General features: G+C 56.5%; 20 protein-coding genes and 3 pseudogenes. 6 read left to right on the forward strand and 17 right to left on the reverse strand.

What is annotated here, in order from left to right:
* Positions 1-7: 7 nt before the first annotated feature.
* The 4 genes from AAGF34_RS04830 to AAGF34_RS04845 all read right to left on the reverse strand — a co-directional run bounded on the left by AAGF34_RS04830 (position 8) and on the right by AAGF34_RS04845 (position 4,833).
* Positions 8-805 (reverse strand): enoyl-CoA hydratase, encoded by a 798-nt coding sequence (locus AAGF34_RS04830; RefSeq protein ID WP_342619500.1) that lies wholly within the window; start codon positions 803-805, stop codon positions 8-10.
* A complete protein-coding gene (locus AAGF34_RS04835) occupies positions 802-1,968 on the reverse strand; it encodes an acyl-CoA dehydrogenase family protein (protein ID WP_342619501.1) in 1,167 nt (388 codons plus the stop codon). The genes AAGF34_RS04830 and AAGF34_RS04835 overlap by 4 nt, the downstream gene beginning before the upstream one ends.
* A gap of 78 nt (positions 1,969-2,046) precedes the next feature.
* Complete coding sequence (locus AAGF34_RS04840; protein WP_342619502.1) at positions 2,047-3,552, reverse strand: CoA-acylating methylmalonate-semialdehyde dehydrogenase; 1,506 nt, start codon at positions 3,550-3,552, stop codon at positions 2,047-2,049.
* 96 nt (positions 3,553-3,648) lie between these two features.
* Complete coding sequence (locus AAGF34_RS04845; RefSeq protein ID WP_342619503.1) at positions 3,649-4,833, reverse strand: acetyl-CoA C-acyltransferase family protein; 1,185 nt, start codon at positions 4,831-4,833, stop codon at positions 3,649-3,651.
* A gap of 1,149 nt (positions 4,834-5,982) precedes the next feature.
* On the opposite strand from AAGF34_RS04845, the gene AAGF34_RS04850 reads away from it, so the two are divergent.
* From AAGF34_RS04850 to AAGF34_RS04860, 3 genes are all read left to right on the forward strand, one after another.
* Positions 5,983-6,390, forward strand: coding sequence for a transposase (locus AAGF34_RS04850; RefSeq protein ID WP_342616765.1), 408 nt, complete (start codon positions 5,983-5,985; stop codon positions 6,388-6,390).
* Complete coding sequence (gene tnpB / locus AAGF34_RS04855) at positions 6,387-6,719, forward strand: IS66 family insertion sequence element accessory protein TnpB (RefSeq protein WP_342616766.1); 333 nt, start codon at positions 6,387-6,389, stop codon at positions 6,717-6,719. The genes AAGF34_RS04850 and tnpB overlap by 4 nt, the downstream gene beginning before the upstream one ends.
* An 81-nt stretch (positions 6,720-6,800) precedes the next feature.
* Complete coding sequence (locus tag AAGF34_RS04860; protein WP_342621033.1) at positions 6,801-8,315, forward strand: IS66 family transposase; 1,515 nt, start codon at positions 6,801-6,803, stop codon at positions 8,313-8,315.
* A gap of 47 nt (positions 8,316-8,362) precedes the next feature.
* Here the strand turns inward: AAGF34_RS04860 and AAGF34_RS04865 are convergent.
* The 9 genes and pseudogenes from AAGF34_RS04865 to AAGF34_RS04905 form a co-directional block, all read right to left on the reverse strand.
* Positions 8,363-8,656, reverse strand: a pseudogene (locus AAGF34_RS04865) (transposase); the annotation flags it as partial.
* Between the two features lie 125 nt (positions 8,657-8,781).
* Positions 8,782-9,006 (reverse strand): hypothetical protein, encoded by a 225-nt coding sequence (locus AAGF34_RS04870; RefSeq protein ID WP_342619504.1) that lies wholly within the window; start codon positions 9,004-9,006, stop codon positions 8,782-8,784.
* A gap of 316 nt (positions 9,007-9,322) precedes the next feature.
* Positions 9,323-11,017: an AMP-binding protein gene (locus AAGF34_RS04875; RefSeq protein WP_342619505.1), complete on the reverse strand. Its 1,695-nt coding sequence runs from the start codon at positions 11,015-11,017 to the stop codon at positions 9,323-9,325.
* Between the two features lie 211 nt (positions 11,018-11,228).
* Positions 11,229-12,608: an MFS transporter gene (locus tag AAGF34_RS04880; protein ID WP_342619506.1), complete on the reverse strand. Its 1,380-nt coding sequence runs from the start codon at positions 12,606-12,608 to the stop codon at positions 11,229-11,231.
* Between the two features lie 162 nt (positions 12,609-12,770).
* Positions 12,771-13,547, reverse strand: a complete 777-nt coding sequence (locus tag AAGF34_RS04885) for an enoyl-CoA hydratase/isomerase family protein (RefSeq protein WP_342619507.1) — start codon at positions 13,545-13,547, stop codon at positions 12,771-12,773.
* Between the two features lie 41 nt (positions 13,548-13,588).
* The gene (locus tag AAGF34_RS04890) at positions 13,589-14,422 is read right to left on the reverse strand and encodes an amidohydrolase family protein (protein WP_342619508.1); all 834 of its coding nucleotides are present in this window, start codon (positions 14,420-14,422) and stop codon (positions 13,589-13,591) included.
* 25 nt (positions 14,423-14,447) lie between these two features.
* Positions 14,448-15,170, reverse strand: coding sequence for an NAD(P)H-dependent oxidoreductase (locus AAGF34_RS04895; RefSeq protein ID WP_342619509.1), 723 nt, complete (start codon positions 15,168-15,170; stop codon positions 14,448-14,450).
* Complete coding sequence (locus AAGF34_RS04900; protein WP_342619510.1) at positions 15,170-15,901, reverse strand: enoyl-CoA hydratase-related protein; 732 nt, start codon at positions 15,899-15,901, stop codon at positions 15,170-15,172. Before AAGF34_RS04900 ends, AAGF34_RS04895 begins: the two co-directional genes overlap by 1 nt.
* The gene (locus AAGF34_RS04905; protein ID WP_342619511.1) at positions 15,898-19,455 is read right to left on the reverse strand and encodes an indolepyruvate ferredoxin oxidoreductase family protein; all 3,558 of its coding nucleotides are present in this window, start codon (positions 19,453-19,455) and stop codon (positions 15,898-15,900) included. Before AAGF34_RS04905 ends, AAGF34_RS04900 begins: the two co-directional genes overlap by 4 nt.
* Positions 19,456-19,953: 498 nt before the next feature.
* On the opposite strand from AAGF34_RS04905, the gene AAGF34_RS04910 reads away from it, so the two are divergent.
* Both AAGF34_RS04910 and AAGF34_RS04915 read left to right on the forward strand, forming a co-directional pair.
* Entirely contained in the window at positions 19,954-20,946 is a 993-nt protein-coding gene (locus AAGF34_RS04910) for a helix-turn-helix domain-containing protein (RefSeq protein ID WP_342619512.1), read from the forward strand.
* Between the two features lie 186 nt (positions 20,947-21,132).
* Complete coding sequence (locus tag AAGF34_RS04915) at positions 21,133-21,723, forward strand: Crp/Fnr family transcriptional regulator (RefSeq protein WP_342621034.1); 591 nt, start codon at positions 21,133-21,135, stop codon at positions 21,721-21,723.
* 639 nt (positions 21,724-22,362) lie between these two features.
* Here the strand turns inward: AAGF34_RS04915 and AAGF34_RS04920 are convergent.
* Positions 22,363-22,974, reverse strand: coding sequence for a DsbA family protein (locus AAGF34_RS04920; protein WP_342619513.1), 612 nt, complete (start codon positions 22,972-22,974; stop codon positions 22,363-22,365).
* Between the two features lie 2 nt (positions 22,975-22,976).
* On the reverse strand, positions 22,977-23,660 hold the full coding sequence (locus AAGF34_RS04925) for a glutathione S-transferase N-terminal domain-containing protein (RefSeq protein WP_342619514.1): 684 nt from the start codon (positions 23,658-23,660) through the stop codon (positions 22,977-22,979).
* Positions 23,661-23,802: 142 nt separating this feature from the next.
* Between AAGF34_RS04925 and AAGF34_RS04930 the strand changes: the two are divergent.
* A pseudogene (locus tag AAGF34_RS04930) lies at positions 23,803-24,012 on the forward strand (transposase domain-containing protein); the annotation flags it as partial.
* A gap of 47 nt (positions 24,013-24,059) precedes the next feature.
* On the opposite strand, the pseudogene AAGF34_RS04935 reads toward AAGF34_RS04930, so the two are convergent.
* Together AAGF34_RS04935 and AAGF34_RS04940 are read right to left on the reverse strand one after the other, a co-directional pair.
* Positions 24,060-24,408 (reverse strand): annotated as a pseudogene (locus AAGF34_RS04935) (transposase); the annotation flags it as partial.
* A 210-nt stretch (positions 24,409-24,618) separates the two neighbouring features.
* Positions 24,619-25,617 (reverse strand): LysR family transcriptional regulator, encoded by a 999-nt coding sequence (locus AAGF34_RS04940; RefSeq protein WP_342619515.1) that lies wholly within the window; start codon positions 25,615-25,617, stop codon positions 24,619-24,621.
* Between the last annotated feature and the right edge of the window lie 11 nt (positions 25,618-25,628).

Genomic DNA, 25,628 nt, shown 5'->3' on the forward strand with positions numbered 1-25,628 from the left:
TGCCCCCTTAACCGTTGCGCCACTGCGGCGCGCGTTTCTCAAGGAAGGCACTGACGCCCTCGCGCTGGTCAGCGGTATCGAAGAGATCGGTGAACAACTCGCGCTCGGCCAGAAGCATTTGCTGTGGACTCGTGGTGCGCGCCCCTTGGATCAGGTGCTTGCAGGCACGCACCGAGCTCGGACTTTGCTTAGCCACCGAATCAGCCATCGCGAGTGCGCGCTGTAGCGATTGGCCCCTGCCTACCACCTCATCTGCCAGGCCGATGCGCAGCGCAGCGGATGCATCTACTCGCTCGCCCAGCAGTACCATGCGCTTGGCCCACGGTTCACCCACCGTCCGGGTCAGCCACTGTGTGCCGCCCGCGCACGGCAGCAGGCCGACCGCCGCTTCGGGAAGCGCCATCACAGCATGCTCCTCGACCACCCGCAGGTCGCACGCCAGCGCGCACTCCAGGCCGCCCCCCATGGCGTAGCCGTTGATGGCTGCGATGCTCACCCCGCGGTACGCCGATAGGGTTTCGAAGGCTTCGCCGAAGCGGCGCGCGATGGTCGTGGCCACGGCCTTGTCGCCATCGGCAAAAAGCCTGAGTTCCGCGCCCGCACTGAAGAATTTCTCTCCGGCGCCGGTGATCACCAACGCGTAGATTTCGCGATCCTCTTCGAGATCGTGTACGAGTTGGGTCAACGCCACCAGGCTGTCCCGCGTCCAGGTGTGGGCGGGAGGATTGGTAAGGGTGACGATCGCGGTGTGGCCTCGTTTCTCGAGCGAGAGGCCGGCATAGGTGGTGTTTGGGGAAATGCTCATCGAATGATCTCCGTTGCGTTGTCTTGCAGCATGCGGCGCGCCACGATGACGCGCATAATTTCGTTGGTACCCTCGAGAATCTGGTGCACTCGCGAATCTCGCAAGTAGCGTTCAAGCGGATATTCGCGGATGTATCCGTAGCCCCCGTGGATTTGCAGCGCCTGGTTACAAACTTCGAACCCCACGTCCGTCGCGAGGCGCTTAGCCATGGCGCAGTAGACACTGGCATCGGCGTGGCCGGCATCCAACCTGGACGCCGCCAGGCGCACCATCAGGCGCGCGGCGACGAGCTCGGTTGCCATGTCGGCCAACTTGAACTGCAGCGCCTGGAAAGTCGCGATGGGCTTGCCGAACTGCTTGCGGTCCTGCATGTAGTGCCGGGCCTGCGTCAGCGCACCCTGGGCCGCGCCCACTGAGCAGGTGGCAATGTTGATGCGCCCGCCATCCAGGCCCTTCATTGCGATCTTGAAGCCTTCGCCCTCGGAGCCCAGAAGGTGGTCGGCCGGAATGCGCACGTTGTCGAAGTTGACAGTGCGCGTGGGCTGGCTGTTCCAACCCATCTTCTCTTCTTTCTTGCCGTAGCTGACGCCCGGCGCGTCGGCAGGCACGGCAAACGCGCTGATGCCCCCTGCACCGGAATTCGCATCTCCGGTGCGGGCCATGAGCACGAGCACGTCGGTGCTGCCCGCGCCGCTGATGAAAGCCTTGGCGCCGTTGATCACGTATTCGCTGCCGGCCAGCTCAGCCCGGGTCTTGAGCGAGGCGGCGTCCGAGCCTGCGCCGGGTTCGGTCAGGCAGTAGCTGGCGAGCTTCTCGCCCGTGGTCAGGAGCGGGCCCCAGTGATCGCGCACGGCAGGCTGAGCCCAGGTGCCGAGCATCCAGGTGGCCATGTTGTGGATAGTGATGAAGGCCGTCGTCGATGGATCGACGGCCGCCATTTCCTCGAACACCAGTGTGGCGTCGAGGCGAGGCAGCGCGAGGCCGCCCACGGCCTCGGGAGCGTACAGGCCGCAAAAGCCAAGTTCGCCTGCCTTGGCGATCGCCTCGCGCGGAAAGATGCACTCGGCGTCCCAGTGCGCGGCATGAGGCCCGAACTCGGCGCGCGCGAAGTTGCGGGCTGTCTGCGCGAAAGCGCACTGCTCCTCGGTCAGTTCAAAGTCCATGTACGGCGATCTCCTCGTTTTTACTCTGCCTTTATTAATAGCTACTAGCGCTTAAGGGACAGGCGCTGGCGGACATTTCTACTTCAGACTGATAGTGGTGTTGACGCCATGGCTCGTGGTGCTGTCATCGAACCAGCGCTCGGTCACCGTCTTGGTCTGCGTGTAGAACAGCACGACTTGCTTACCGTAGGGTCCCAGGTCTCCTAGCTTGGAGGCGCGCGAACCGGTGAACGAGAACAGCGGGACAGGCACAGGGATCGGCACGTTGATGCCGACCTGGCCCACATCGATCTCTTCCTGGAATTTGCGCGCCGCGGCGCCCGACTGCGTGAACAGTGCCGTGCCGTTGCCGTTGGGGTTGCTGTTGATGAACTCGATGGCTTCGTCGATGTCGGCAGCGGGCACAAGGGCCAGCACGGGGCCAAAGATTTCCTGGTCGTAGATGGCCATGCCGGGCTTCACGTTCGAGAAAATCGTCGGACCCACGAAGTTGCCCTTTTCATAGCCGGGCACGGTGGGCTTGCGGCCATCCAGTTCCAAGGTGGCACCGTCGGCGATGCCGCGTTCGATCAGGCCTTCCACGCGAGCGAGGGCGGCGCAGGACACTAGTGGGCCCACATCCGTGCCCTTTTCTGTGCCGCCGTTGACCTTGAGCGTCTTGGCCTTGGCCACCAGCTCGGGAATCCATTTTTGCGATTCACCCACCAGCACCACCACCGGCAGGGCCATGCAGCGCTGGCCCGCCGCGCCAAACGAAGCGCCAGCAATCGCGTTGAGCGTTTGCTCTTTGTTTGCGTCGGGCAGGATGATGGCGTGGTTCTTGGCGCCCATCATGCATTGCGCACGCTTGCCGGCCAGGGTGGCGCGGTTGTACACATGGGTGCCCACCTTGGTGGAGCCCACGAACGAAACGGCCTTGATGTCCTTGTGGTCGCAAATCGCGTTCACGGTCAATTCACCGCCGTGGATCACGTTGAGCACGCCGGGCGGAATGCCGGCTTCGAGCGCCAGTTCAACCAGGCGCATGGTCACCATCGGGTCCTGCTCGGAGGGCTTGAGCACGAAGGTGTTGCCCGTGGCGATGGCCATGGGGAACATCCACAGCGGAATCATGGCGGGGAAGTTGAACGGCGTGATGCCCGCGCACACGCCCAGCGGCTGCAGCACGGTGTAGGTGTCCACGCCACCGGCCACATTGTTGGCCAGCTCGCCCAGTTGCAGGTTGCCGATGCTGGCGGCATGCTCGACTACTTCGAGGCCACGGAACACATCGCCTTCGGCGTCGGGGAGTGTCTTGCCTTGCTCTGCCGTCAGGATCGCGGCCAGCTCGGACATGTTTTCGCGGATCAGTTGCTGGTATTTGAGAAAGATGCGCGCACGCGCGCCGATAGGCGTCTTCTTCCATGTCTTGAACGCCTCTTTGGCCGAAGCCACGGCGTCGTCGATTTCTTCGGCCGTGGCAAACGGCACGCGAGCCAGCACCTGCTGGGTGGCGGGGTTCACAACGTCGCGCCATTCGGTGGTCTTGGATTCGACGAACTGGCCGCCGATCAGCAGTTTGACGGTGGGGATGGGACTGGACATAAGGGTTCCTTTAAATGATTTGGCATCGAACTCGACACCAGAATTTCACAGAGTTCTCACCGCGATAGGACGTGGCAAGCGCGCAACAATACAAAGTCAAACACGTTCGAAGATGGCGGCGATACCTTGCCCTCCACCAATGCACAGCGTCACGAGCGCGTAACGTCCACCAGTGCGGTGTAATTCGGCAATCGCCTTCGTAGTGATGATCGCCCCGGTCGCACCGACGGGGTGCCCCAAGGAGATGCCCGATCCGTTCGGGTTCACCCTGCCCGGATCTAAGCCAAGCTCTTGAATCACGGCACAAGCCTGTGCCGCAAACGCTTCGTTTGACTCGATCACGTCGAGGTCTTTGACCTGAAGGCCGGTACGCTCCAATACCTTGCGCGTGGCCGGAACTGGACCGATGCCCATATAGGCCGGCTCGACCCCTGCGTGCGCATAGCCCACTAGGCGGGCCAGTGGCTTGAGGCCCAGCGCTTTCACACGCCCCCCCTCCGCCAGCATCACGGCAGCCGCGCCATCATTAATGCCCGATGCGTTGCCGGCCGTGACCAGCCCGTCTTTCTTGAAAGCGGGTTTCATCATGGCAAGGGATTCGACTGTGGTGTCGCCCCGCACGTGCTCATCTGTATCGAACAGCACCACCCCCTTGCGAGTCTTCACCGCCACCGGGACGATCTGTTCCTTGAAGCGACCTGCTGTGATAGCTGCGGCCGCGCGTTGCTGACTGAGAGCGGCCAATTGATCCTGCCGCTCCCGAGAGATTTTGAAGCGGGCCGCCACGTTTTCCGCCGTGATGCCCATGTGGATCTTCTCCCACGGGTCATGCAGAATTCCCAGCGTGTAGTCGATCAGCACGGTGTCACCCATGCGGGCACCGTAGCGCGCAGAAGTATCGATGTAGGGGCCGCGACTCATCGACTCCGAGCCGCCCCCGATGGCTAGGTCGCAATCTCCCTGCGCAATGGCCTGTGCGGCTGAGATGATGGCCTGAAGTCCGGAGCCGCAAAGGCGATTGACGTTGAATGCTGGGGTCTGTATCGGAATGCCCGCATCAATGGCAGCAATGCGGCTGAGATACGCATCCTTTGGATCAGTTGGGATCACATTTCCCATAACAACGTGCCCGATGGCGTCGGGCGATACTCCGCTGCGCTCCAACGCTGCCTTGACCGCTGTAGTTGCCAGTTGGGTGTTCGGAACATCCTTTAGCGAACCACCGAAGGTGCCAATGGCTGTGCGAGCGGTGGCGATGACAAAGATTTCGCGAGCATTCATACAGGATCTTCAGAAGCTAAATAGATGGTTAAACTCATTGAACCAATGCCGCTATCTCCAATAGCCATCCGCTAAGGAAGACTTTCAATTCAAGTTGCTGTACAGATACACAGACATGGCATGGAACTCGACTATGTTTACTTTAAGAATTTCGACGTTTAGCGCACAGTGGCTAAATTGACTATTTCCATGCGTATTCCGTCAATATAAAGATTCAGGAGGTGCACCCATCAAACGTGCGCCGCAGGTGCTACACCGGCTTCAAGGTACTTGTATCGAAGCTCAACGGCGCTCACACTCCAACCAGGATCCAAGTACGCACTCCGTGCTTTGCGCATATCGCATCCTGCTGCAGCCGTTGCTAATGATTTGGTGGGTTCTTTATGCCTGCAATTAGCACCCGGATCCCTGTTGGCTGGCTTGCACTTGTGAGCCGTTAGCTCGTCGTTGCGCCAAAGTTTCCGTGGGCGACAGGATTTGGTTTCCCTACGTCAGGTGCACCTATTGCGATGAGTAAAGACCGGCCATGCGCACTGTTACTTCCGCTTGTTCGCCGGAATCCCTGTGGCTTGAATGAGCGACGTCCTTGCGCTGCAAGAATAGAACTTTTCCAAGCTCCATTGCACTTAAGAGAAACGGTTGCGGTAGGGACGGAGGTTACCCCCCGCCCCCCGCACAGATCCGTACGTGCGGAATTACCGCATACGGCTCCTGCCTCAGGTATGTGACACGTAGAAGCGCTCCTCGGGGTACGGATGTGCGTTGCGCGGGTTTGGAACGAATCGCTTGGCAATGCGGCTAAAACGCGCCCAGGGGAGCCGGTGTCGCTGGCTTCTACGCATCAGTGCATGCCGCCAAGCACGACATATTTCACTGCGCATACCTCCCAGTCGGTACAGATTCCCAGGCACGGAGTGGTAGTTGAAGTATCCCTGCACCACGCGATTCAGCCATTTGCTCACAACGGAGGCGACAGGGTTTCCAGCAGGTGCGCCTGGATTTCGCGCGCGCTCATCCCGCGGGCATACATGCTAATAACGTGGTCGTCAAAGCCGGGCAGACGACGTTGGTGTGTAAGCGTCCGGCCATCCCATATTGAATCGACCTTGGTGATCAGGCATCGTCCCCACGAAGGAGATCGTGGAGACTATGGATCAAGTGTCGACAGTGCAGCGCCTCAAGCGGCGCGAGTACAGCGTGGAATTCAAGGCATCGGTGTTGGAGCAGTGTCGCCAGCCAGGCGCATCCCTGGCGGGCATTGCGCTGGGCCATGGCATCAACCCGAACATGGTGCACCGCTGGATACGCGAGGAGCGCCAACGCAGGGTGCTGACCGAGCTGCAACAGACGGCAGCAACCTTCGTGCCGCTGCAGCTTTCAGGGGCAGGCAATGCGGATGCCATAGCGATGAAGCACCTACCAGAGGCACCGCAGCCTGCTCACACCGGTGAGACCATCCACATTGAAATCCAGCGCGGCGGTGCCACCGTGAGCGTGCGCTGGCCACTTACGGGCGCTGCGCAATGTGCACAAGTGCTGCGTGAGTTGCTGCGTTGATCCGCATCGACTCAGTCTGGCTGGCGACTGCACCGCTGGACATGCGCGCTGGAACCGATACAGCGCTGGCCCGCGTGATCGCTGTCTTCGGTGCCGCACAGCCTCACCATGCCTATGTGTTCGCCAACAAGCGCGCCACCCGGCTCAAGATCCTGGTGCATGACGGCATTGGCATCTGGCTGGCTGCACGCCGGCTACACCAGGGCAAGTTCATATGGGCATCTGACTGCGACACCCACTGCAGTCTGGACCGAGTCCAGCTCGATGCCTTGGTGCTGGGCCTACCCTGGAAACGCGTGGGACAGGCCGGCGCCATTACCGTGGTGTGATCGCGGGCGGCATAGGCCCTACCTGCCAATTGGGGCATGCGCCAATGGCCTGCACACAGCGACTCTGGCACAGTCGTGGTCATGGTGGTGGAGCCGCAATCCCTGGAGAACCTGAACGCCGAGCAGTTGCGCGCGATGACAGCCCGACTGCTCACGGAACTGCGCCACAGCCAGGCCCTCAACGAAAAACTCACCTACGAGAACGCGCTGCTCAAGCGCATGAAATTCGCCGCCCAGTCTGAACGCTTCAGCGCCGATCAGCGCAGCCTGCTCGAAGACGAGATCGATGCGGACCTGGCAGCCGTGGCCGCAGAGATTGAGCAGCTAAGCCTGCCGGTATCTCCTGCGCAGGACAAGCGGCAGGCCAAACGCCAACCGTTGCCGGTCAACCTGCCACGCCGGGAGATTCGCCATGAACCCGACTCCACCACGTGTCAATGTGGCTGCCAGCTCAAGCGCATTGGCGAGGACGTAGCGGAGAAGCTGGACTATGTGCCCGGCGTCTTTACCGTGGAGCGTCATGTGCGCGGCAAGTGGGCATGTGCCAAGTGCGAGACCATCACCCAGGCGCCGATCGAAGCGCACGTTATCGACAAGGGTATCCCCACCGCCGGACTGCTGGCCAAGGTGCTGGTGGCCAAGTACGCGGACCATCTGCCGCTGTACCGCCAAGAGAGCATCTTCGGTCGGGCCGGTTTGGCCATCCCGCGCTCCACTCTGGCGCAATGGGTGGGAACTTGTGGCGTGCGCCTGCAGCCCCTGGTCGATGCACTGAAGGCTGAGATGCTGCAACATCGTGTACTGCATGCTGATGAAACGCCAGTGTCGATGCTCAAGCCAGGCGATGGCAAGACGCATCGCGCCTACCTATGGGCTTATGCGCCCGGAGCCTTCGAGGACATGAGGGCCGTGGTGTATGACTTCTGCGAGTCCAGGGCTGGCGAGCATGCACGCAAGTTCCTGGAGGACTGGCGCGGAAGTCTCACCTGCGATGATTTCAGCGGCTACAAAGCACTGATCGCCAGCGGTGTGACGGAGGTGGGGTGTCTGGCCCATGCGCGGCGCAAGTTCTTCGATCTGCACGCCGCCAGCAAGAGCTATATCGCCGAGTTTGCGCTGGCACAGTTTGCACTGGTCTACGAGATCGAGCGCGAGGTCAAGGAATTGGATGCAATGGAACGCCAGCGCATCCGCCAACAAAAGGCCAAGCCCGTGCTCGATGCCTTGCATGAATGGATGGGCTTGCAGCGCCAGAAGGTGCACGCCAGTTCAGCCACCGCCAAAGCATTGGACTACAGCTTGCGGCGATGGGAGGCGCTCACCCGGTTCGTCGATGACGGACGGCTTCCCGCGGATAACAACTGGATCGAGAACCAAATCCGCCCCATTGCCATTGGCCGCAACAACTGGTTGTTTGCCGGGAGTCTGCGCGCAGGCCAACGGGCTGCGGCAGTCATGAGCCTGATCCAGTCAGCACGCATGAATGGGCATGATCCCTATGCGTACCTGAAAGATGTGCTCACCCGGCTGCCTACACAACGGGCCAGCCAGATCGGCGAGCTATTGCCGCATCGCTGGCAATCCACTACCACCTGACGGACTACCGCGGCAGCTCTCAGCGGTCAACATGGGTTGGCCGCGCGCTTACGTTGGTGTTTGCCCACCAGAACCGGATCAAAGGTGGCTTGCCGGTCGCGCGGAATTTGCAGCGCCAGTGAACCCTCTGGGGTCAATACTGCCTTAGCGGTGCTGCCATTACGGTAGTTGGCAGGATCGCCTTCTTCGGCCAGTTCGCGCTCTTGGCGCAGGTGATGTCCAAGTTCGGCAGAGAGCATGCGCTCAGCCAATTGCTTCTTGAGTTGGGCTACCAGGCCAGACTGGCCAAGAAGGCTCTCGGCGTCATTACCCTTTAACTGGCTCAGTATCTGGTCCAGCAGTTCGTCCGAAAAGGGACCTTTAGGTTTGCGCTGCCTGACCTTGGCAGCTTTGGGTGAATCGGTCGTTACTTGCTCCTTCGGGGTGCATGTTATGACCTCTTACACAAAATTCAGGATAGGCTCCTTCAACACTTTGCCGGATTGGACTGCAAGCCAAGCAACTGAAGGCCGCGTATTCGCAACATCTCAGAATTGCTGCCCAGCGCGTGCTGTAGACACTCGTCCATATAAGCTCTGTCTCGCTGTAGGCGCGACAGATCGACCCACCAGCCAACGCCAGCCATGAGCCATTTGAAGTAGACGAGATTGAGTAAGTCGTCTTTCGGTCCTTTTTCGTGCGGTGTATTCATAAAATTAGCAACTTCTGATGCAGATCATGTCAATTGATCCTTAGGTAATTGATCCGCGTGTGGCCGACTGCTACTGTGTGAGCGCAATTGACGGCGCAAATACAAGCCTGCACACCTAAGATCAATTTCCTGTTAATTTAGCACTTGTACGTCCAACCCAGCGTCCTTCTTTGTCTATAGATTTTGGTTGGCTCGCGCGGATGACTTAAGTTCAGCTAATAGTGCGTCGACCCCGAAACTTGAGCGTTCATTAGTTGAGACATATCGTCCTCAAGTGACATTCAGATCAACTACGCACATCCAAGTTGTCATCGATTCACGCAGACTTCGCTTCGACAATATTGAGCTCCTTCATCATCATCTCTCGCATCACGAACTTCTGAATCTTCCCGGTGACCGTCATGGGAAAGCTCTCGACGAAGCGGATATATCGAGGAATCTTGAAATGTGCGATCTGCCCTTGACAGAACTCTCTCAAGTTCTCCTCGCTGAGCGTAGCGCCATCACGAAGGACCACCCATGCGCAAAGCTCTTCGCCGTACTTCTGATCCGGGACTCCGATCACCTGCACGTCCTGAATGACGGGGTGGCGGTATAGAAACTCCTCTATCTCGCGCGGGTAGACGTTCTCACCTCCACGAATCACCATATCTTTGATGCGACCCGCGATGTTGACGTATCCGTCCACATCCATGACGGCAAGGTCACCCGAGTGCATCCAGCCCTCTTCGTCGATAGCCTCGGCAGTCTTTGCTGCATCTGCCCAGTACCCGCGCATTACGGAATACCCGCGCGTGCAAAGCTCACCCACCTCACCAACGGGCAAAATCTCTCCGGAATTTGGGGCGATGACCTTCAACTCCAGGTGAGGCAGCACTTTCCCGATAGTCGAAACCCGTTTCTCAAGCGGAGTGTCCGTAGTGCTTTGGCAGCTCGCGGGACTCGTTTCCGTCATGCCATATGCGATCGTAACTTCGTTCATATGCATCTCGCTCACGACACGCTTCATTACTTCGATAGGGCAAGGCGAACCCGCCATGACTCCCGTGCGCAGCGTAGATAGATCGAATTCCTTGAAGCGTGGATGGTCAAGTTCGGCAATAAACATGGTCGGCACACCATGAAGCGCAGTACACCGCTCGTTCTGTACAGACTGCAGAACGGACACGGGTTCGAACGCATCATTCGGATACACAATGGCCGATCCGTGCGTCAAAGCAGCTAAGTTTCCAACCACCATGCCGAAACAGTGATACAGAGGCACCGGAATGCACAACCGGTCATCCGGGGACAACCGCATTGCCTCGCCAATGAAGAATCCGTTGTTCAGTACGTTGCGATGGGTAAGTGTCGCCCCCTTTGGAGAGCCGGTCGTTCCACTCGTGAACTGAATGTTAATTGGATCCGTGTTGCGTAATCTTGCGCTTACAGCTTCTACGCATTGGTCAGCAGGGTCGCCCATTGCCAACAGATCCGAGAAGCGCAGAAATCCAGGAACCCTATCGCAACTAATCTGGATGACGGTTTTCAATGACGGTAGTTTCGCTGATTCAAGGTGTCCGAGCGCTGTGCCATCTAGCTCGGGAGCGAGACTTCGGATCATTTCCAAATAGCTGGTCGTCTTAAAGGACGGCATTGTGATCAAAGCCTTGCATTCAACTTTGTTTAGCGCGTACTCTAACTCCGACACTCGATACGCCGGGTTGAAGTTGACAAGTGTCATCCCAGCTTTGGCAGTAGCGAGCTGGGTAACGAGCCATTCGGCATTATTGTGCGACCAAATTCCGATGCGGTCACCCGGCTCCAGGCCGGCCCTAAGCAATGCGCTCGCCATCCGGTTGACTTCGCGCTGCAGCTCAACATAGGTGCGCCGGATGTTCTGGTGACAGGAGACCAGCGCTTCCTTCTCGGGAAACTTCATGACCATTTCGTCGAAGAGGTTTCCAATTGTCTGCTCAATCAATGGCCTATCCACTGCGCCACATGAATAGCTGTTCGTGAGTACATTCATATCAAACTTAGTCTCCATTGAATAATTAGGCACAAACATCGCGATATTTCATGCCTGCCTCATAATTCGACCAACAAAGTAGGGACAGTCTGTCTTGCCTGCCGGAACAGCCAACGGTCATTGTGCAAGATCACGCCAACACCTTCATCAGGTTCGACAGAATTGAGTAAGCCCTCCCGGTTACTCCCTGCCCATCAGCCCACACTTGTGCTCAGGGACGAGCAGCAGCAATCGCCCGAGCGGAGACCGTCTTTGTCTCGCTGGCATCCAACACTTTCGAGGCGTCAATTGCTGACGCTGACCGGCGATGATCGATCAATGCCACCGCGATAGCGCCAACAAGTCCCGCCATCGCGATCGCAATGAAGTTTTGCTCAAGCGGCAGATGCATCGACATCAGCACGCCAATTCCGATCGGTGCCGAAATGCCGCCAGCACGTCCCACGCTCGATGCGAAACCGACTCCGGTCGAACGGATCGCCGCCGGATAAAACTGAGCGGCATACGCGTGTAGCACGATTCCGGTGCCGAGCGTGGAGGCACCGACGACCGCGACGATCAGAGACAGCGGCTGCACTCCGTGGCCCAACATCGTCAGAGTAACCACAGACACTGAGAAGAAGATGCACAGAACCCACTTGATCTTAAGCTTGTCGCTGAGCCAGCCACCAAATATAGCTCCGACAATCGCTCCGCCGTTGTAAAGCAACAGGAAGTTCAGTGCAGAACCTACACTATACCCAGCCATCGCCATCAGTTTGACAAGCCATGTGCTCAATGCATACATCATGAACAGCACTGAGAAGAACGCCGCAGCAAACATGACCGTACTGAAGCTGCGGCCATCCTGAAACAACCTGCCAATAGACACTCCTTCAGCCTCGTTGTCGACAGGCACGAGAAAACGCACACCAGCGTGAAGCGGATGGCTCGGCGCAAGACGAGAAATGATCGCACGAATGCGCGAATTGTCGTTTCGTATTAACAAAAACGGCAACGATTCAGGCATGAGCTTCAGAATGAACGGGATCAGCACAATTGGCGCACCAGCCGCAAAGAACACCGATTGCCATCCATATTTCTCAAGGAATTGCTTGCCCACCAATGTCGCAATTACGCTACCTACCGCATAGCCGCAAAGCATCGCTGTTGCGAGCAGGCCTCGCAGTTTCTTCGGTGCGAACTCCGACACATGCGCTGTCGAACAAGGAAGAGCACCGCCGATACCGAGCCCCGCGATAAATCGCAGCACACTAAAGGTGAGGGGATCGTGCGCCATACCTGCTGCAGCTGTGAAAACACTGAAGAGGAGAACTGAGATCGAAAGTGCCCAGCGTCGGCCAATATGGTCGGCGAGCATACCCATTCCCACTGCGCCAAACATCATGCCGAACAAGGCAGAGCTCGCCATGAAACCGGCCGTCGTTGGATCGACATTCATACCGCTCATGATGGCCGGTAGTGCAATCCCGGCGACAGCCAAATCATAACCGTCTGCGACGATGATCACCGCACACAGAAAGAGAACAGTGGCGTGAAAGCGGTTGAATCTGGCTTCGTCTACAAGCTTGTGGACATCAATAGTATTCATATAATCTCCTCAAATAATTTGCCCAAATATGGAACTGGTCCAGTTTTCAGAGCTGTTTTTAAATGTCTTTCGGGATGGAACGTCCCTGCCTCAGGGTACGGCAAGGAAGGCATCTTTAACACGTGATGCCTGCAACGGGGAAAACGCAGTTTGCGCGTTGGCCTATTTGCGCTTGTGCATGATTTCTTGTCGGCGTCTGTCTTGAGCCTTGCGGTTGCCGAGATCGCTCATGCCATTTGGCAGTAGGGCATCCAAGGCAATGGTGCGCTCATCAATCTGCTTGTTCGTTGCGTCCTGTAGAGCCATCTTGGACATCGCGTAGGCGACATTGCAGTCGGAAGTGATACAGCGCGCATAGCGGATAGCCGTGGACAGAAGCTGGTCCAGCTCCACCACTTCGTGGAAGAAGCCCAGACGCTGCGCCTCTTCCAAGCCGTACAGTTCGCCACGCAAGGTAGTCAGTGCGCCGACCTGGTCGCCTAATGCGTACTTGATGATCTCCACATAGGCAGCTGGCATGGGAATGCCAATGGGGACTTCATTGAGGCCGAATTTCGCGGGCTTTCGGGCTGCGACTCGGAAATCGCAGTCCAGAGCGGTAATCAGGCCACCCGCAATGGCGTGGCCGTTGATGGCCGCAACCGTTGGCCTCGGATACCGGAAAATGCGAAGATTAGTCTCACGGTAGGCCTTGTACCACTCGCGAATTTTTTCGTGATTGCCGCTCCCGAAGATCTCGAAGCTGTACTGGAAGTCGATTCCTGCAGAAAACGCATCACCTTGACCCGTTAAGACAACTGGCAACGCACTGAATTCTCTCTCGAGGCGATCGAACGCACTGTGCAAGTCGGCGAAGAACTGATCGTTCTGTACGTTGACCTTGTTGGTGTTCATGCGCACGATGGCGCAATCATCAATGACTTCAATATTCCATGCCATGTGGTGTCTCCTTTAGTTGATGTAAAAAACGGCCGTTGGATCTAATCTTTCAGTTTGAAAGCGCGACGTGCGTTACCCGCGTGGAAGAGGGAAAGCGCATCTTCCCCGAGCCCCAAAGCTTGGATGTCCTTAAGGCATTCCGCAGGGGTAAGCATCGGATAGTTGGTGCCGAACATCACCTTGTGCTTTCCGGAACCGACCATGTAGGCGACAAGTTCCGGCGGGAATCGGGATGCTTTATAGGCAGAGGTATCGACGTACACGTTAGAGTGTTTCATCATGAGCGATATCATCTCGTTCACCCATGGGAATCCGATGTGCCCGCCAACGATGCGCAACTCAGGAAATTCGTGCGCGACGTTATCTAAGTAAGGGATTGGTCGCCCAGGCTCCGAAGGTCTCATTGGCCCGGCATGGCCCACTTGCAGGCAGAACGTGATGTCGAGCTCGACACACTCGGCATAGAGTGGGTAGTACCTGCGGTCATCGGGAGGTAGCCCCCACAGCCAGGGCAGAACACGAAGGCCCTTAAATCCGAACTGCTTAACGCATCGCCGTAGCTCTCTCACCGCTTCCATCGGCCTGTTGATGTCGACAGACGCAACGCCGACTAAATATCCGGGGTGCGCATTAACCGCAGCGGCCACTTCGTCATTCGTGATCATTTGCCCCCCTGGCCCCCACCAGGCACTCGCGATCGCCCGCGTGACGCCTTGCTCGCGAAACGTTTGAAGCGCCTCGTCGTGAGTAATGTCCGGATTGTCCTTCGCCACAGCTCGCCAAGCAGTCGGCCACCGGCGCAGTGAGTCGAACATCGGGTTGAGCAAGTATGCGCTATTTGGAAGTTGCATCCAAGCGTCGACAATTTCGGTCATTTCATTTACTTCAAAAACTTTGCATTCATGTGGATGAAATCTGCGCCGCCTTTGGTCGAAACTCCGCATCGAAGTCGTCCAAGCTGGGCATGGGAAGGATCGCGCGACTCTCAATGTTTTCGATTTCGTAGAAGAGCTTCATGAGCATGCTCGTACGCTCCGTGCTTTCCACGTAGGGCACGTGATATGCGAAAAATGGCTCATAAACGGAGTAACCGACGTACCCAAGGGTGCCTTGCAATAGGTGCTTCAGCATGCTCTTCAGGTCGCCATGAATAGAATTGGGACCAAACATATAGTCTCGCCCTCCCAGGGACGAAACGACCATAGCGTGTTTGCCGCGCATGCCGCCGCGGTCGTACACGCGCGTTCCTCCGTAAAAGACACCCGACAGAAACACCCGGTCGATCCATCCCTTGAGTTGGGCTGGCACCGAATACCAGAATATTGGAAAAACCAGCACGAGCAGATCGGCACTACGCACGGCTTCGACTTCGGCTGCAATTTGTGGATCGATCGTCTTGTTCTCCCAAGCACTTCGCTGCTCAAGGGGGTAGACAAGATAGTCTGAGCGAGACCGGGTGCCGAAGTCGGCTGCACTCGCCACCGCATTAAAGTTGATTTCCGTCAGGTCCGTGACACTGGTCTGCCAGCCGTGCTTCTCCAAGGCCTCCGTAGTGAAGTCGCGCATCGACGCGACGAACGAGTTCGGCTCAGGATGCACGTAAACAATATGAGCGCGTTTCATTAGATAACCTCCGTTGCTTTCCGACTGCGACCGACGGCCGCGTTGATCTCAATCACCTCTTCGTCTATGCGTCGGTGATACTCACTGCTTGGATGCAGCCAATCCTTGATGCACCGAAGAATTACGGGATCCTTCGATGCGAGAAACTTTGCACGTTCAAGGGCTCGGCCATAGACTTCAGCGTTTGAAGAGAGCTCTGCTACGAGTCCCCACTGATATGCCTCGGCACCCGTGAACTTCTCACCACCGAGGAGCAGACGCTTGGCACGCGAAAATCCAATGGCACGCTGCAAAAGCAGCGTACTAGCTGCTTCCGGAACAATGCCCAGGTCGATGAAGGGAAGCCTGAAAACACTGTCAACACTCGTCACTACCCAGTCTGCGTGCAGTAGCCAGGTTACACCGATCCCGGTGGCGGAGCCATGCGCAGCAATCACGACAGGTTTCCTCACGTCGGCAATGGTGTGTAGGAAGATCGGTACAGGATCTTGCGACTGCTGGGGCCATTCTTCGAAGGACTTCAAGTCATGTCCTGCGCAAAATACATTACCCGTCCCCGTCACCAGGATGGATCGCACGTCGTCTCTTTGGTCCGCCGCTTTCAGAGCATCGGCGATAGCCGCAAACATGGGCATCGTCAGTGCGTTTCGCTTTTCAGGCCGATCAATACAGATATGCCATACCCCGTCTTGAACACTACATTTGACGAATTCAATGGTTCTCTCAGTCACGACCATGCTCCTTCCAGGTAACGTCCGTAGGCCAATGGCTCCGACGGATCCATCGGAGGGATGTCTTTACCGGTGATCTCGCCAAGCAGAACACGTTGACGTTCACGGCCCTCCGCGAGGGCTTTCAACTTCACGTGTCCAAATCCGCGGATCTGTTCGGGAATACGCGCAAGCTCTAGGCACTTCTTCGGTTGGACCTCGATGAACGGCAGCGTTGCTTTGATGCCGAACTTGTATTCCTCGATCAGTGTGCGCTCCATCCTGCGCTCGTGCGTGTACCCGAACGGATCGAACAGAGTGCCCCGCAGAAACTTCAGCTTCGCAAGGCCCCCAAAAACCGATGCCATCCAACCGCCGTATAGCTGCTTGCGCGGCAGGCCATCCGTGCCGCGACGTGCAAAAAGGGGCGGGGCCAGGGAGAACCGCACCTTGTACTCGCCATCGAACTGGCTTTCGATCAGATTGCGCAGCTGCGCAGACGAATGCATACGCGCCACTTCGTACTCGTCTTTGTACGCCATCAGCTTGAAGAGATTCTTTGCGACGACCTGCTCATAGCCGTCCGGCTTTCGGATTTTGGACGATTGCACCGTCTGCAGAAAATCACCGTACAACTTTGCATAGTTGCTCCCCTGGTAGGCCACGAGTCGAGTGCGCCGATCCTCCACCAGTTGCGATACATCATCTTTGTCGACCCTCGGGATCCATTGAACCACTGAGGTGGATTTCGCCACGAGCCGGTCTGGGGACGAAACGTACTGCCGACCGATCTTGAACGCCCGCAAGTTGGCATCCACGGCCTGTCCATTTAACTCGATCGCGCGGCTCAGCGCATCGAGCGAAAGCGGCACCTGACCGGCCTGCCACGCCGCACCCAGCATGATCATATTGGCGTAGACGCTGTCCCCGCAGTAGCGCACCGCGATGTCATTTGCTGGAATCTTGGCGAGACTATCTGCTGAGCACGCCTGCTCTAAGGTGGCCCACAGCGCATCGTTCGGCATATTGAAGTCGCCGTTGCGCTGGAAATCGGAGGTGGGCGCGACGTTGGCGTTCACCAGGGCACGGCAATCGGACTTTAGCCTACTGATGGAATCCGGATGTGCACTTACGACCAGATCGCCGCCAATGAGTGCATCGGCCGCACCGTCCGGTATGCGGGGCGCGTAAATGTCCTCTGCCGACGCAGCGATTCGCACATGACTCCACACTGCGCCGCCCTTTTGGGCCAAGCCGGCCATATCCATCACGGAGCAGTGCATGCCCTGCAAGTGCGCCGCCATGCCTAGAATGTTGCCGATCGTCAGCACACCTGTGCCGCCGATGCCGTTGACCAGTACAGCGTAGCTGGTTTGCAACGCGGGAAGTTGGGGATGGGGAGGCTCAGGCCAGACTGCCGGATCGCCCTCTGAGCCGGCACCGGAATCGACTGGCTTCTTGCGCAAAACTCCGCCATCCACAGCCACAAAACTAGGACAAAAACCGTCGGCACAGGAGTAGTCCTTGTTACAAGACGACTGATTGATCTGGCGCTTACGGCCCAGTGGTGTGTCCAACGGCTCTATCGAAACGCAGTTGCTCTTTACGGTGCAGTCCCCACAACCTTCGCACACCTCCGGGTTGATGACGTAGCGGATGGAAGGATCCGGATACTTGTTGCGCTTACGGCGGCGGCGCTTTTCAGCGGCACACGTTTGGTCGTAAACCAGCGCGGTGACCTGCGGCAGTTCGCGCAGTTCGCGCTGTACTGCATCCAAATCACGCCGGTGATGGAAGGTCGTAGCGGGCGCGAACGCTGATTCATACCCCTTATATTTCTCGATGTCGTCACTGACGACCACGACGCGCGCCACGCCTTCAGCATATAGCAGGTGCGTTAGCATCGGCGCCGTGAGCGGTCCGTCATGCGGCTGTCCGCCAGTCAGTGCTGTGGCGTCGTTGAACAGGATCTTGAACGTAATCGGTGTCTTGGCCGCAACGGCCTGACGAATGGATAGCGAGCCCGAATGAAAGAACGTACCATCGCCCATGTTGGCGAACATATGCGGCCGTTTAGAGAAGCGACTTTGCCCCACCCAGGGAGCACCTTCGCCGCCCATGTGCGTGTAGCTCTCTGTGCGGCGGTCCATCCAATTGGCCATGTAGTGACAACCGATACCTGCCGTGGCTCGCGAACCTTCCGGTACTTTGGTTGAGCTGCTGTGTGGGCAGCCAGAACAGAAGTACGGCGTGCGCATGAGAGGCGTCTGGAGCTTTCCCATTTCTGGCACAGAGAGCGTCAGGTATCCGTCCATGCCTGCGGCGTGCAGCCGTGCCCGCAACGCCGCCGCAATGTCCATGGGCCCGAGTTCTGCGTCTCCGCGCAAGAGTCGCTGCTCCTGCGGAATCTCGAACTCCCCGCATTGGGGGCCGCCACTGGACTTTCCCACGATCAGTGGCGCTTTCTCGCCGCTTGCCGCCAAGGGATAAAGGATGTCCTTGACCTGCTGCTCGATCAGAGCGCGCTTCTCTTCGACCACGAAGATCTCGTCAAGGCCCTTTGCGAATTCGCGAATGATCTGCGGCTCTAGAGGCCAGACCATGCCCAACTTCAAAAGGGCGATGCCCCTGGTGGCCAATTCCTGCTCGCCAATGCCGAGCATTGCCAGGGCCTCGCGCACATCATTGTAGGGCTTGCCGCCAGCAATGATGCCAATGCGCGCACCTGCATCCTTGGACACGATTCGGTTTAACCCGTTGGCACGACAGTAGGACAGCGCCAAAGGTAGCTTTGAGCGCACAATCCGCGGCTCCTGCGTTGCCCAAACATCGGGCCAGCGGATGTGCACGTCTTCCGTCGCCTTGAAATCCTCAGGCGGTCTGCATACAACTCGGAAAGGATCGACATCTGCAATTGAAGTCGTTTCTACGATGTCCCCTACACACTTGAGCCCAATCCATAGGCCCGACACACGGCTCATCGCCCATCCGTGAATCCCGAAGTCGAGGTATTCCTGTACATTGCTCGGATACAGGATGGGAATGAATGACGCTACAAGTAACTGCTCGCTCTGGTGCGCGAATGAGGACGACTTGGCAGTGTGGTCATCGGCAGCCAGTACGAGTGCCCCTCCATGGGGAGAGGTTCCGGCTGCATTTGCATGCTTGAGGGCATCCCCGCTTCTATCTACGCCCGGCCCTTTTCCATACCACATCGCGAACACACCGTCGACTGTGGCTTCCTCTGGACGCTGCATCAACTGCTGGGTTCCCCAGCATGCAGTCGCCGCTAAGTCTTCGTTGAGACCCGGGATGAACTCGATCTGCTTTTCCTTGAGAAGCTTTTGGATCCCCCAGAGCACCTGATCGAGGCCTGACAGCGGCGATCCGCGATAGCCACTGACGAACCCAGCGGTATTCAAACCTGCCGCACGGTCGCGTTCGCTTTGATTAAGCAGCAGTCGAACCAGCGCCTGTGAACCGCTGATATAGGCAGAACCGCGATCTAACTGGTATCGGTCTTCGAGCTTCGCCGGACGCAGCAACGACCCCGTCGTTGGTGCAACCTCAGACATGTCGCACCTCCCAATGCTGGGTACCGCAAACGGGTATGGCACTTGATTGTGCGTTGTGCGAGGCAGCCACACGCAGTGACAGGCTCATGGGGGGTCTCCTTGTTTCGTTGCTCGGCCCAGATACCGTTCCCCCAATTAACCGACAAACGGGCTTCTTCGTACATTGGCGAAGTTGACTTTATTTATGCCATTTTCGCCACTTCAATGGCCAGCATAATTCTGCTTGCTTGAGTGATTTCCGGATACCTTCGCACCTTCGCGGGTAGCCGCACTCTATTTCAACTGCCATCAGCCTCCGAATCCTCAGTTGGCGCCCCAAAAAGCCCTTCCGCAAGTGCAAGCGAACGTGATCGTGGTATCCCGCGACGACATGTTCGCGTGACGCCCACTCAGTATTAACTGCTTGGGCTGCATGGAACCATGCACCCAATTGGAAACCTGATCAGATTTGATGTAAAGTGTCGATATTCACATATATTGTGCTGTTTACGCCTCACTATGCCACGTGCCGCCATCCTTACCTTCGACGGCTGCTACGCCTCTAGCGTGGCGGGATTTGCCGACATCCTTCAGATTGCGAATTCGCACCTAAAGCTCGAGCAAGCACCTAAGTCTGCACTGTTCGACTGGAGATTCGTATCTCCCTCGGGTGAGCCGGCCATTGCCAGCAATGGCCTTCCTCTGCAAACCCAAAAGTTGGATCCGCGAGAGCGCTATGACTTGGTTTTTGTTCCGAGTTTCCACTATGGAGGGCATCATCAGTTTGACCATTTTTTGGGCAAACAGTCCGACGCCTGTGCGTGGTTGACAGCTCAATGGTGCGCAGGTGCTTGGGTGGCCGCGAACTGCACTGGCACCTTCATCTTGGCCCAAACTGGATTATTGGATAAGCGCATTGCAACGACCACATGGTGGCTAGAGCGGCAGTTCAGGGCAAAATTTCCTCATGTGGACCTGCAACTCCGCCCAGTGGTCACTGAGATAGATCGGCTGATCTGCGCGGGGGCCTCGGCGTCGTATCTCCTTCAAACCGTACGCGTCATTGAGCGTTTCGCAGGACCAATCATTGCATCTCAATGCGCCAAGGCCATGTTGATCGATGTGAGTCAGACCAGCCAAATCCCCTACCTTCCGCTGCTCGCGCAAAAGAATCACTCTGATGCGCTGGTACATCGAGCCCAACGCTGGCTGCAGAACAACATGACCGAGGACTTGCGGATCACAGAACTCGCCGATTCGCTCGCAGTCAGCGACAGAACTCTAATCCGCCGTTTCCGCAGCGTACTGGACCAAACACCACTGGCCTATCTCCAGGATCTTCGATTAGAAGCAGCGCGCGCCCTACTCGAGACCAGTTCGCACAGCGTTGAAGAAGTGGCGAGCCAAGTTGGTTACAACGACACCAGTTCCTTCTCCAGGCTCTTCCGTCAACGCATTGGGATGAGTCCGGGTGCTTACCGCGGTCGCTTCCAAATGGGCTCGGCGCTCTAAGTTGCCACAGGCCATCCTATTGCATGTCGGAGACAGAGTAATTTAGGGCGAATGATGGAACGCAAGAGCATTCATACATCAGTGATGAATCAAACGTCAAAGTCTGGTGTGACCGAGTTCTTCACTAGGTGGTCCTGGTTCAATACGCTGTCAGCGGAACTTCGGGAAATGATATTGGACACGTCAATGGAGAGGGAGTTGGACGCCGGCGAGTATGTCGCCCGAGTAGGGGACCCTAGCGCGCATTGGTACGGAGTCATGCGCGGTCACTTGCAAATGTACGTTGTTACTCCCGAGGGCAATGAGACGACTCTCTACTACCTTCGCGAAGGTGAATGGTGTGGCGACGGGTCCTTGTTAAAGGGAGAACTCTTGCAATACGACTTGCGAACGCTGACTACTGTCCATCTCTGCCTCGTTACGGCGCAAACCTTCAACGTGTTACGCAATTCGTCCCTTGAGTTCAGCAACTTTCTTTGTGATGTCATGAATGCCCGAATGGGAGTTTTTGTGGGAATGCTCGCAGCGTCACGACTATTGGGACCTGAGGGGCGGGTCGCAAAGGCTCTGCTCATGCTTACGAAAGATCGACTCGAGGATACTCAGCGGCTGTCAATCCATCAACACGACCTGGCACTGATTTGTGGCCTCTCACGCCAGCGGGTGAACATGGCACTTTCGTTTTTTAAACAGAATGGGATCGTCCATACAGATGGACCCAAGGGATACCTGATCGTCCACACACGGCGCCTAAGCAACTATATTGGGGACCTATAGTTTGTCCATGCAGTGGAAACGAATTTTTTTCGAATCGAGTTCGAAAGTCCCCACGCTTTCGACCTTTTCTGGAATGTATTTGGTTTGCATATTGGCATTAGTTGGAAAAGACTGTCACTTGTCTCTGATCCAACATAGCCCAGGCGAAACTTCGTAAGGCTGTGCGCGGACTTTCTTCATTGACTGAATAGTAAAACTAATCACTGAGTCTTCTGCTTATAGTGTCACTCCGTTGAATAGACCAAACCCACAGGTATGCCGTGTACGCCGCGGCTGATCCAATTTTTTCACTCCAAAAGTGACTATCTGTGTTGCCAGCCACGTATTAGTTTTCCCCAGCACCATGATTGGACATGGCCTGTCAGTGGGCCCATGCGTGTTCCGTTCCAATCTAGCCGCCGCTCCCCGAAACGGCAACTTGCTTCATGCAAAAACATCGTAATTGGTGATCAGCTGCTCATCTGCCGTCTTCCGTCAACCCACTGGCATATTTTGGCATGCAGTTTGGCCTGCCTTGACAATGCGATTAGATACTACTTGGGTGAACAAGACACATGAATGACCTGAACTTTCGTCAACGACCGAACTCTCCTTGTGTCAATAATCTTGCAGAGAGTGGACAGATACTGTCGTTCGAGACTACTCACCCGAGGTACCTCCCAGTAATGCAGCTTCGAGCAGATTCATCCGATCGCCGCCCCAGAACATTTCACCCCTATAGATAAAAGTCGGAGCGCCAAACACTCCCAACTCCTCCGCATGCTTAAGCGCCCCAGTCAGAGCTCGTGCTGCATCTTTTTGTAGAAATTCGTTCCACTCCGCAGATGACAAGCCCGCATTTACAAGTAGCGCTTGCACTTGCGCAGGAGATTCCAGATCAAACTCCCTTCGCCAGAATGCCGCTAGCAGAGGGCTACAGAACTCCCAAAGGCGGTTACCTGCTTTTGCGAAAAGAACAGCCTGACTCGCAAGCGTGGGATCCCAGAGCTTCGTCGTAGATCGAACCGTCAGCCCTTGCGTCTTCGCAAGCCGTCGACAATCCATATAAAGATATTTCAACTTCGCGACATCGCGGCTTGTTCGTTGTTCGACTTCACCACCGTAAGCCGACTGAAAGTCCGTTACGTATGGCCACCAATCGAAGGCAACTCCACTGCGCTGTGCTAGCGCACGGGCGGGACCAATCGCAAGGTAAGAGTACGGGCTTCGCAGATCGAAGAAGACTTCTACTCGGTCCAAGTTGATCAACATGACTAGCAGTTCTTCCTGAAAAGATTGAACTTCGCTTGATCCGACTTGGTGACATCCACCCATTGATCCCTCAGGAGGTTCAGTCCTCGACCAACTCCGGGGCGGCTTCGAACTCTCCCATACCATTCCAACACTCGGGGGAACTCTTCGAGTGACACACCGGTCATCTTGTGGATCCGAATCCAAGCGAAACTAGCCATGTCAGCAATAGAGTAGTCATCACAGATGAACTCGCGCCCCGCAAGACGATCCTCCAAAATCTTTAGGAGGCGCTTGGTCTCTGTCTGATAACGCGTGATGGCATAGGGAACCTTCTCTGGCGCGTACCGGAAGAAGTGTTGAGCCTGGCCCATCATCGGTCCAATTCCTCCGACCTGCCAGAATAGCCATTGAAGTACTTCACTGCGCTTGCGCATATCACTTGGAAGAAAGCGCCTCTCCTTCTCTGCCAAATAAACCATGATTGCTCCTGTCTCAAAGACAGTGAACGGTGGTCCCGCATCGGCCGGAGCATGATCGACGATGGCGGGGATTTTTCCGTTCGGATTTATGGCGCGGTAGCTGTCTGCGTGTTGATCACCCGCCGTAATGTTGATTGGAATCACCTGATAGGGTATCTCAAGTTCCTCAACCAAGATTTGCACTTTGTGCCCGTTGGGTGCCGCCCAGCTGTATAGATCGATCATTCTGTCACCTTTCGCTCGAAGCTAATCCACTCAGTAACTTGATACTAGCGCTGCTTCAGATTAGCAGAGATAAAACGGCTATGATGTCATTGCAAAGACAGTGGATTGCCTATTGTCTTCAAATTGAAGAGCGTCTGAGCGTGAGAACCAATTTCGTCCGGTCGCAACGGTAAGGGACAATTGGCTCTATGCAAGATCGCTGCGTGCGGGTCAGCGTGCCCCCGCCGTGATGAGCCTGATCCAATGCGCCAAGATCAACAGGCATGACCCGTTTGCCTACATGAAGGATATCCTCACGCGGCTACCAACGCAAAGGCACAGCCAGATCGAGGAACTGCTTCCGCACCACTAAATGCTACAGATTCCATAGCACGCCTGTAAGCCTGTGATGGCTGGGTGCTTACTGTTATCGCGGCGAAAGTCTGCAATGGTCTTGAAGTCAGGGGTAAGCCTTCCAGTCAGCCACATGAGTTCAACATTGCGCTGGCATTCACGCTCCAAGCGACGACTGGATTGGACGCGGTTGAGGTCCCCGTAGAGGTAGGACCTTCAACATGACTACTGAATGATACGAAGGGCGTCCCGTTGACGCAGGATTGGCACCTTCAAAACCCAGGACCACTACGTCCAACTCGCTGATGAATGCGTCCATCACCCGAACGATGTTGTCCTCAGCGAGGTAATCGGCCCGACATTCTGGCAACAGAGTCACTTGCCGCCTGTCTTCTCCCACAATGAATCTGGACATATTCAATCTTCCAAATGGCTTGACATGTCGTAGCAAACTAATGTAAAGATTCATGGTGTTTTCACACAGCCCCGGCCGTTTGCGGACGCCAAAGTACTAACACGCAGTTCTCACAACACAACACACCAATGCAGTCTTTGGCGAATGACTGTATTTAGGTCGCGATATAAAGCGTTTGCGACAACCATGCTGATGACTAGTCATTGCCTCTCATGCTGGTATGAAGCCAGACAAGCTGCACAGATGTGATTCCACGGCAGTAATCAGTGCAGTCACGCGGGCCGGCCGGAAAACACCTGGAGGCAGTGCGATATGGATTCCAATCGGCTCCAGGGACCAATGGGGCAAAACCTGCACCAGCTTGCCGGATCGGATGTCTGCATCACACATCCAAGGTGCCGCTGAGCCAATGCCGGCGCCATTCAGTACTGCGCGGTAATTGGCTTGCAGACTGTCGGTCTTGAGGGGGGTGTCCAGAGTCACCATGCAGGTTTTTCCAGAAGTGTGCACAAAGCGTACTTCGCCCATCACATGCGGGATGAGACCGATGAACGGCGCAGATGCCAATCGACTGATATTCAATTTGCCCAATGTACCGACCAACTGAGGCGCAGCAATCAGGATGCGACGCATTTTCCCCAGGTATCGTATGGCCAACCCCGGATCTTGCACAGTGCCTACGCAAATCCAGCATTCCGCACCCGTGGCGGAAAATTCCTTAACATGATCGGTCAACGTCAATTCAATACGCAGCTGCGGGTACTGCAAACGTAAACTGGTGATCACGTCTATGAGGAAACTGTTGGCGTATCCTGCTGGACCAATCACACGTAACGTTCCATCTGGACGGCTCTGGCTTCCGGACAACCGTTGCGACAAGTCCTCCCAACTATTACGCAACCCATAGGCCTCTGCCAGTAAGACACGGCCTTCGTCGGTCAGCGACAGGCCTGCGGTGCTGCGTATCACAAGCTTGCAACCCAACAAACGCTCCAGATCGGAAAGGCGTCTGCTGATGGTTGGCTGTGTTGTGCCGATCAGAGGCGCCGCTTTGCTCAGGGAGCCACTTTCAGCAATACGAATGAAAGTTTCCAGAAGTTCGAAACGGTCGTTTGTGTATTTCATGCGCCATATGTATAACACTTCATCGCCATATACGTCTAGCGGTGAGCAAGGTTGTTGACTATCGTGCAGACCAAAGTACAGCAAATGGAGTTTTT

This window comes from Rhodoferax sp. GW822-FHT02A01, assembly GCF_038784515.1.
Lineage (GTDB): Bacteria > Pseudomonadota > Gammaproteobacteria > Burkholderiales > Burkholderiaceae_C > Allorhodoferax.

Coding starts and splice junctions, on each gene's coding strand:
- AAGF34_RS04840 (WP_342619502.1), bottom strand. CDS start 3,552: ATGTCCAGTCCCATCCCCACCGTCAAACTGCTGATCGGCGGCCAGTTC.
- AAGF34_RS04875 (WP_342619505.1), bottom strand. CDS start 11,017: ATGAATGTACTCACGAACAGCTATTCATGTGGCGCAGTGGATAGGCCA.
- AAGF34_RS04905 (WP_342619511.1), bottom strand. CDS start 19,455: ATGTCTGAGGTTGCACCAACGACGGGGTCGTTGCTGCGTCCGGCGAAG.
- AAGF34_RS04835 (WP_342619501.1), bottom strand. CDS start 1,968: ATGGACTTTGAACTGACCGAGGAGCAGTGCGCTTTCGCGCAGACAGCC.
- AAGF34_RS04895 (WP_342619509.1), bottom strand. CDS start 15,170: ATGAAACGCGCTCATATTGTTTACGTGCATCCTGAGCCGAACTCGTTC.
- AAGF34_RS04870 (WP_342619504.1), bottom strand. CDS start 9,006: ATGAATACACCGCACGAAAAAGGACCGAAAGACGACTTACTCAATCTC.
- AAGF34_RS04910 (WP_342619512.1), top strand. CDS start 19,954: ATGCCACGTGCCGCCATCCTTACCTTCGACGGCTGCTACGCCTCTAGC.
- AAGF34_RS04830 (WP_342619500.1), bottom strand. CDS start 805: ATGAGCATTTCCCCAAACACCACCTATGCCGGCCTCTCGCTCGAGAAA.
- AAGF34_RS04850 (WP_342616765.1), top strand. CDS start 5,983: ATGGATCAAGTGTCGACAGTGCAGCGCCTCAAGCGGCGCGAGTACAGC.
- AAGF34_RS04925 (WP_342619514.1), bottom strand. CDS start 23,660: ATGATCGATCTATACAGCTGGGCGGCACCCAACGGGCACAAAGTGCAA.
- AAGF34_RS04860 (WP_342621033.1), top strand. CDS start 6,801: ATGGTGGTGGAGCCGCAATCCCTGGAGAACCTGAACGCCGAGCAGTTG.
- AAGF34_RS04915 (WP_342621034.1), top strand. CDS start 21,133: ATGGAGAGGGAGTTGGACGCCGGCGAGTATGTCGCCCGAGTAGGGGAC.
- AAGF34_RS04890 (WP_342619508.1), bottom strand. CDS start 14,422: ATGACCGAAATTGTCGACGCTTGGATGCAACTTCCAAATAGCGCATAC.
- AAGF34_RS04845 (WP_342619503.1), bottom strand. CDS start 4,833: ATGAATGCTCGCGAAATCTTTGTCATCGCCACCGCTCGCACAGCCATT.
- AAGF34_RS04885 (WP_342619507.1), bottom strand. CDS start 13,547: ATGGCATGGAATATTGAAGTCATTGATGATTGCGCCATCGTGCGCATG.
- AAGF34_RS04920 (WP_342619513.1), bottom strand. CDS start 22,974: ATGTTGATCAACTTGGACCGAGTAGAAGTCTTCTTCGATCTGCGAAGC.
- AAGF34_RS04880 (WP_342619506.1), bottom strand. CDS start 12,608: ATGAATACTATTGATGTCCACAAGCTTGTAGACGAAGCCAGATTCAAC.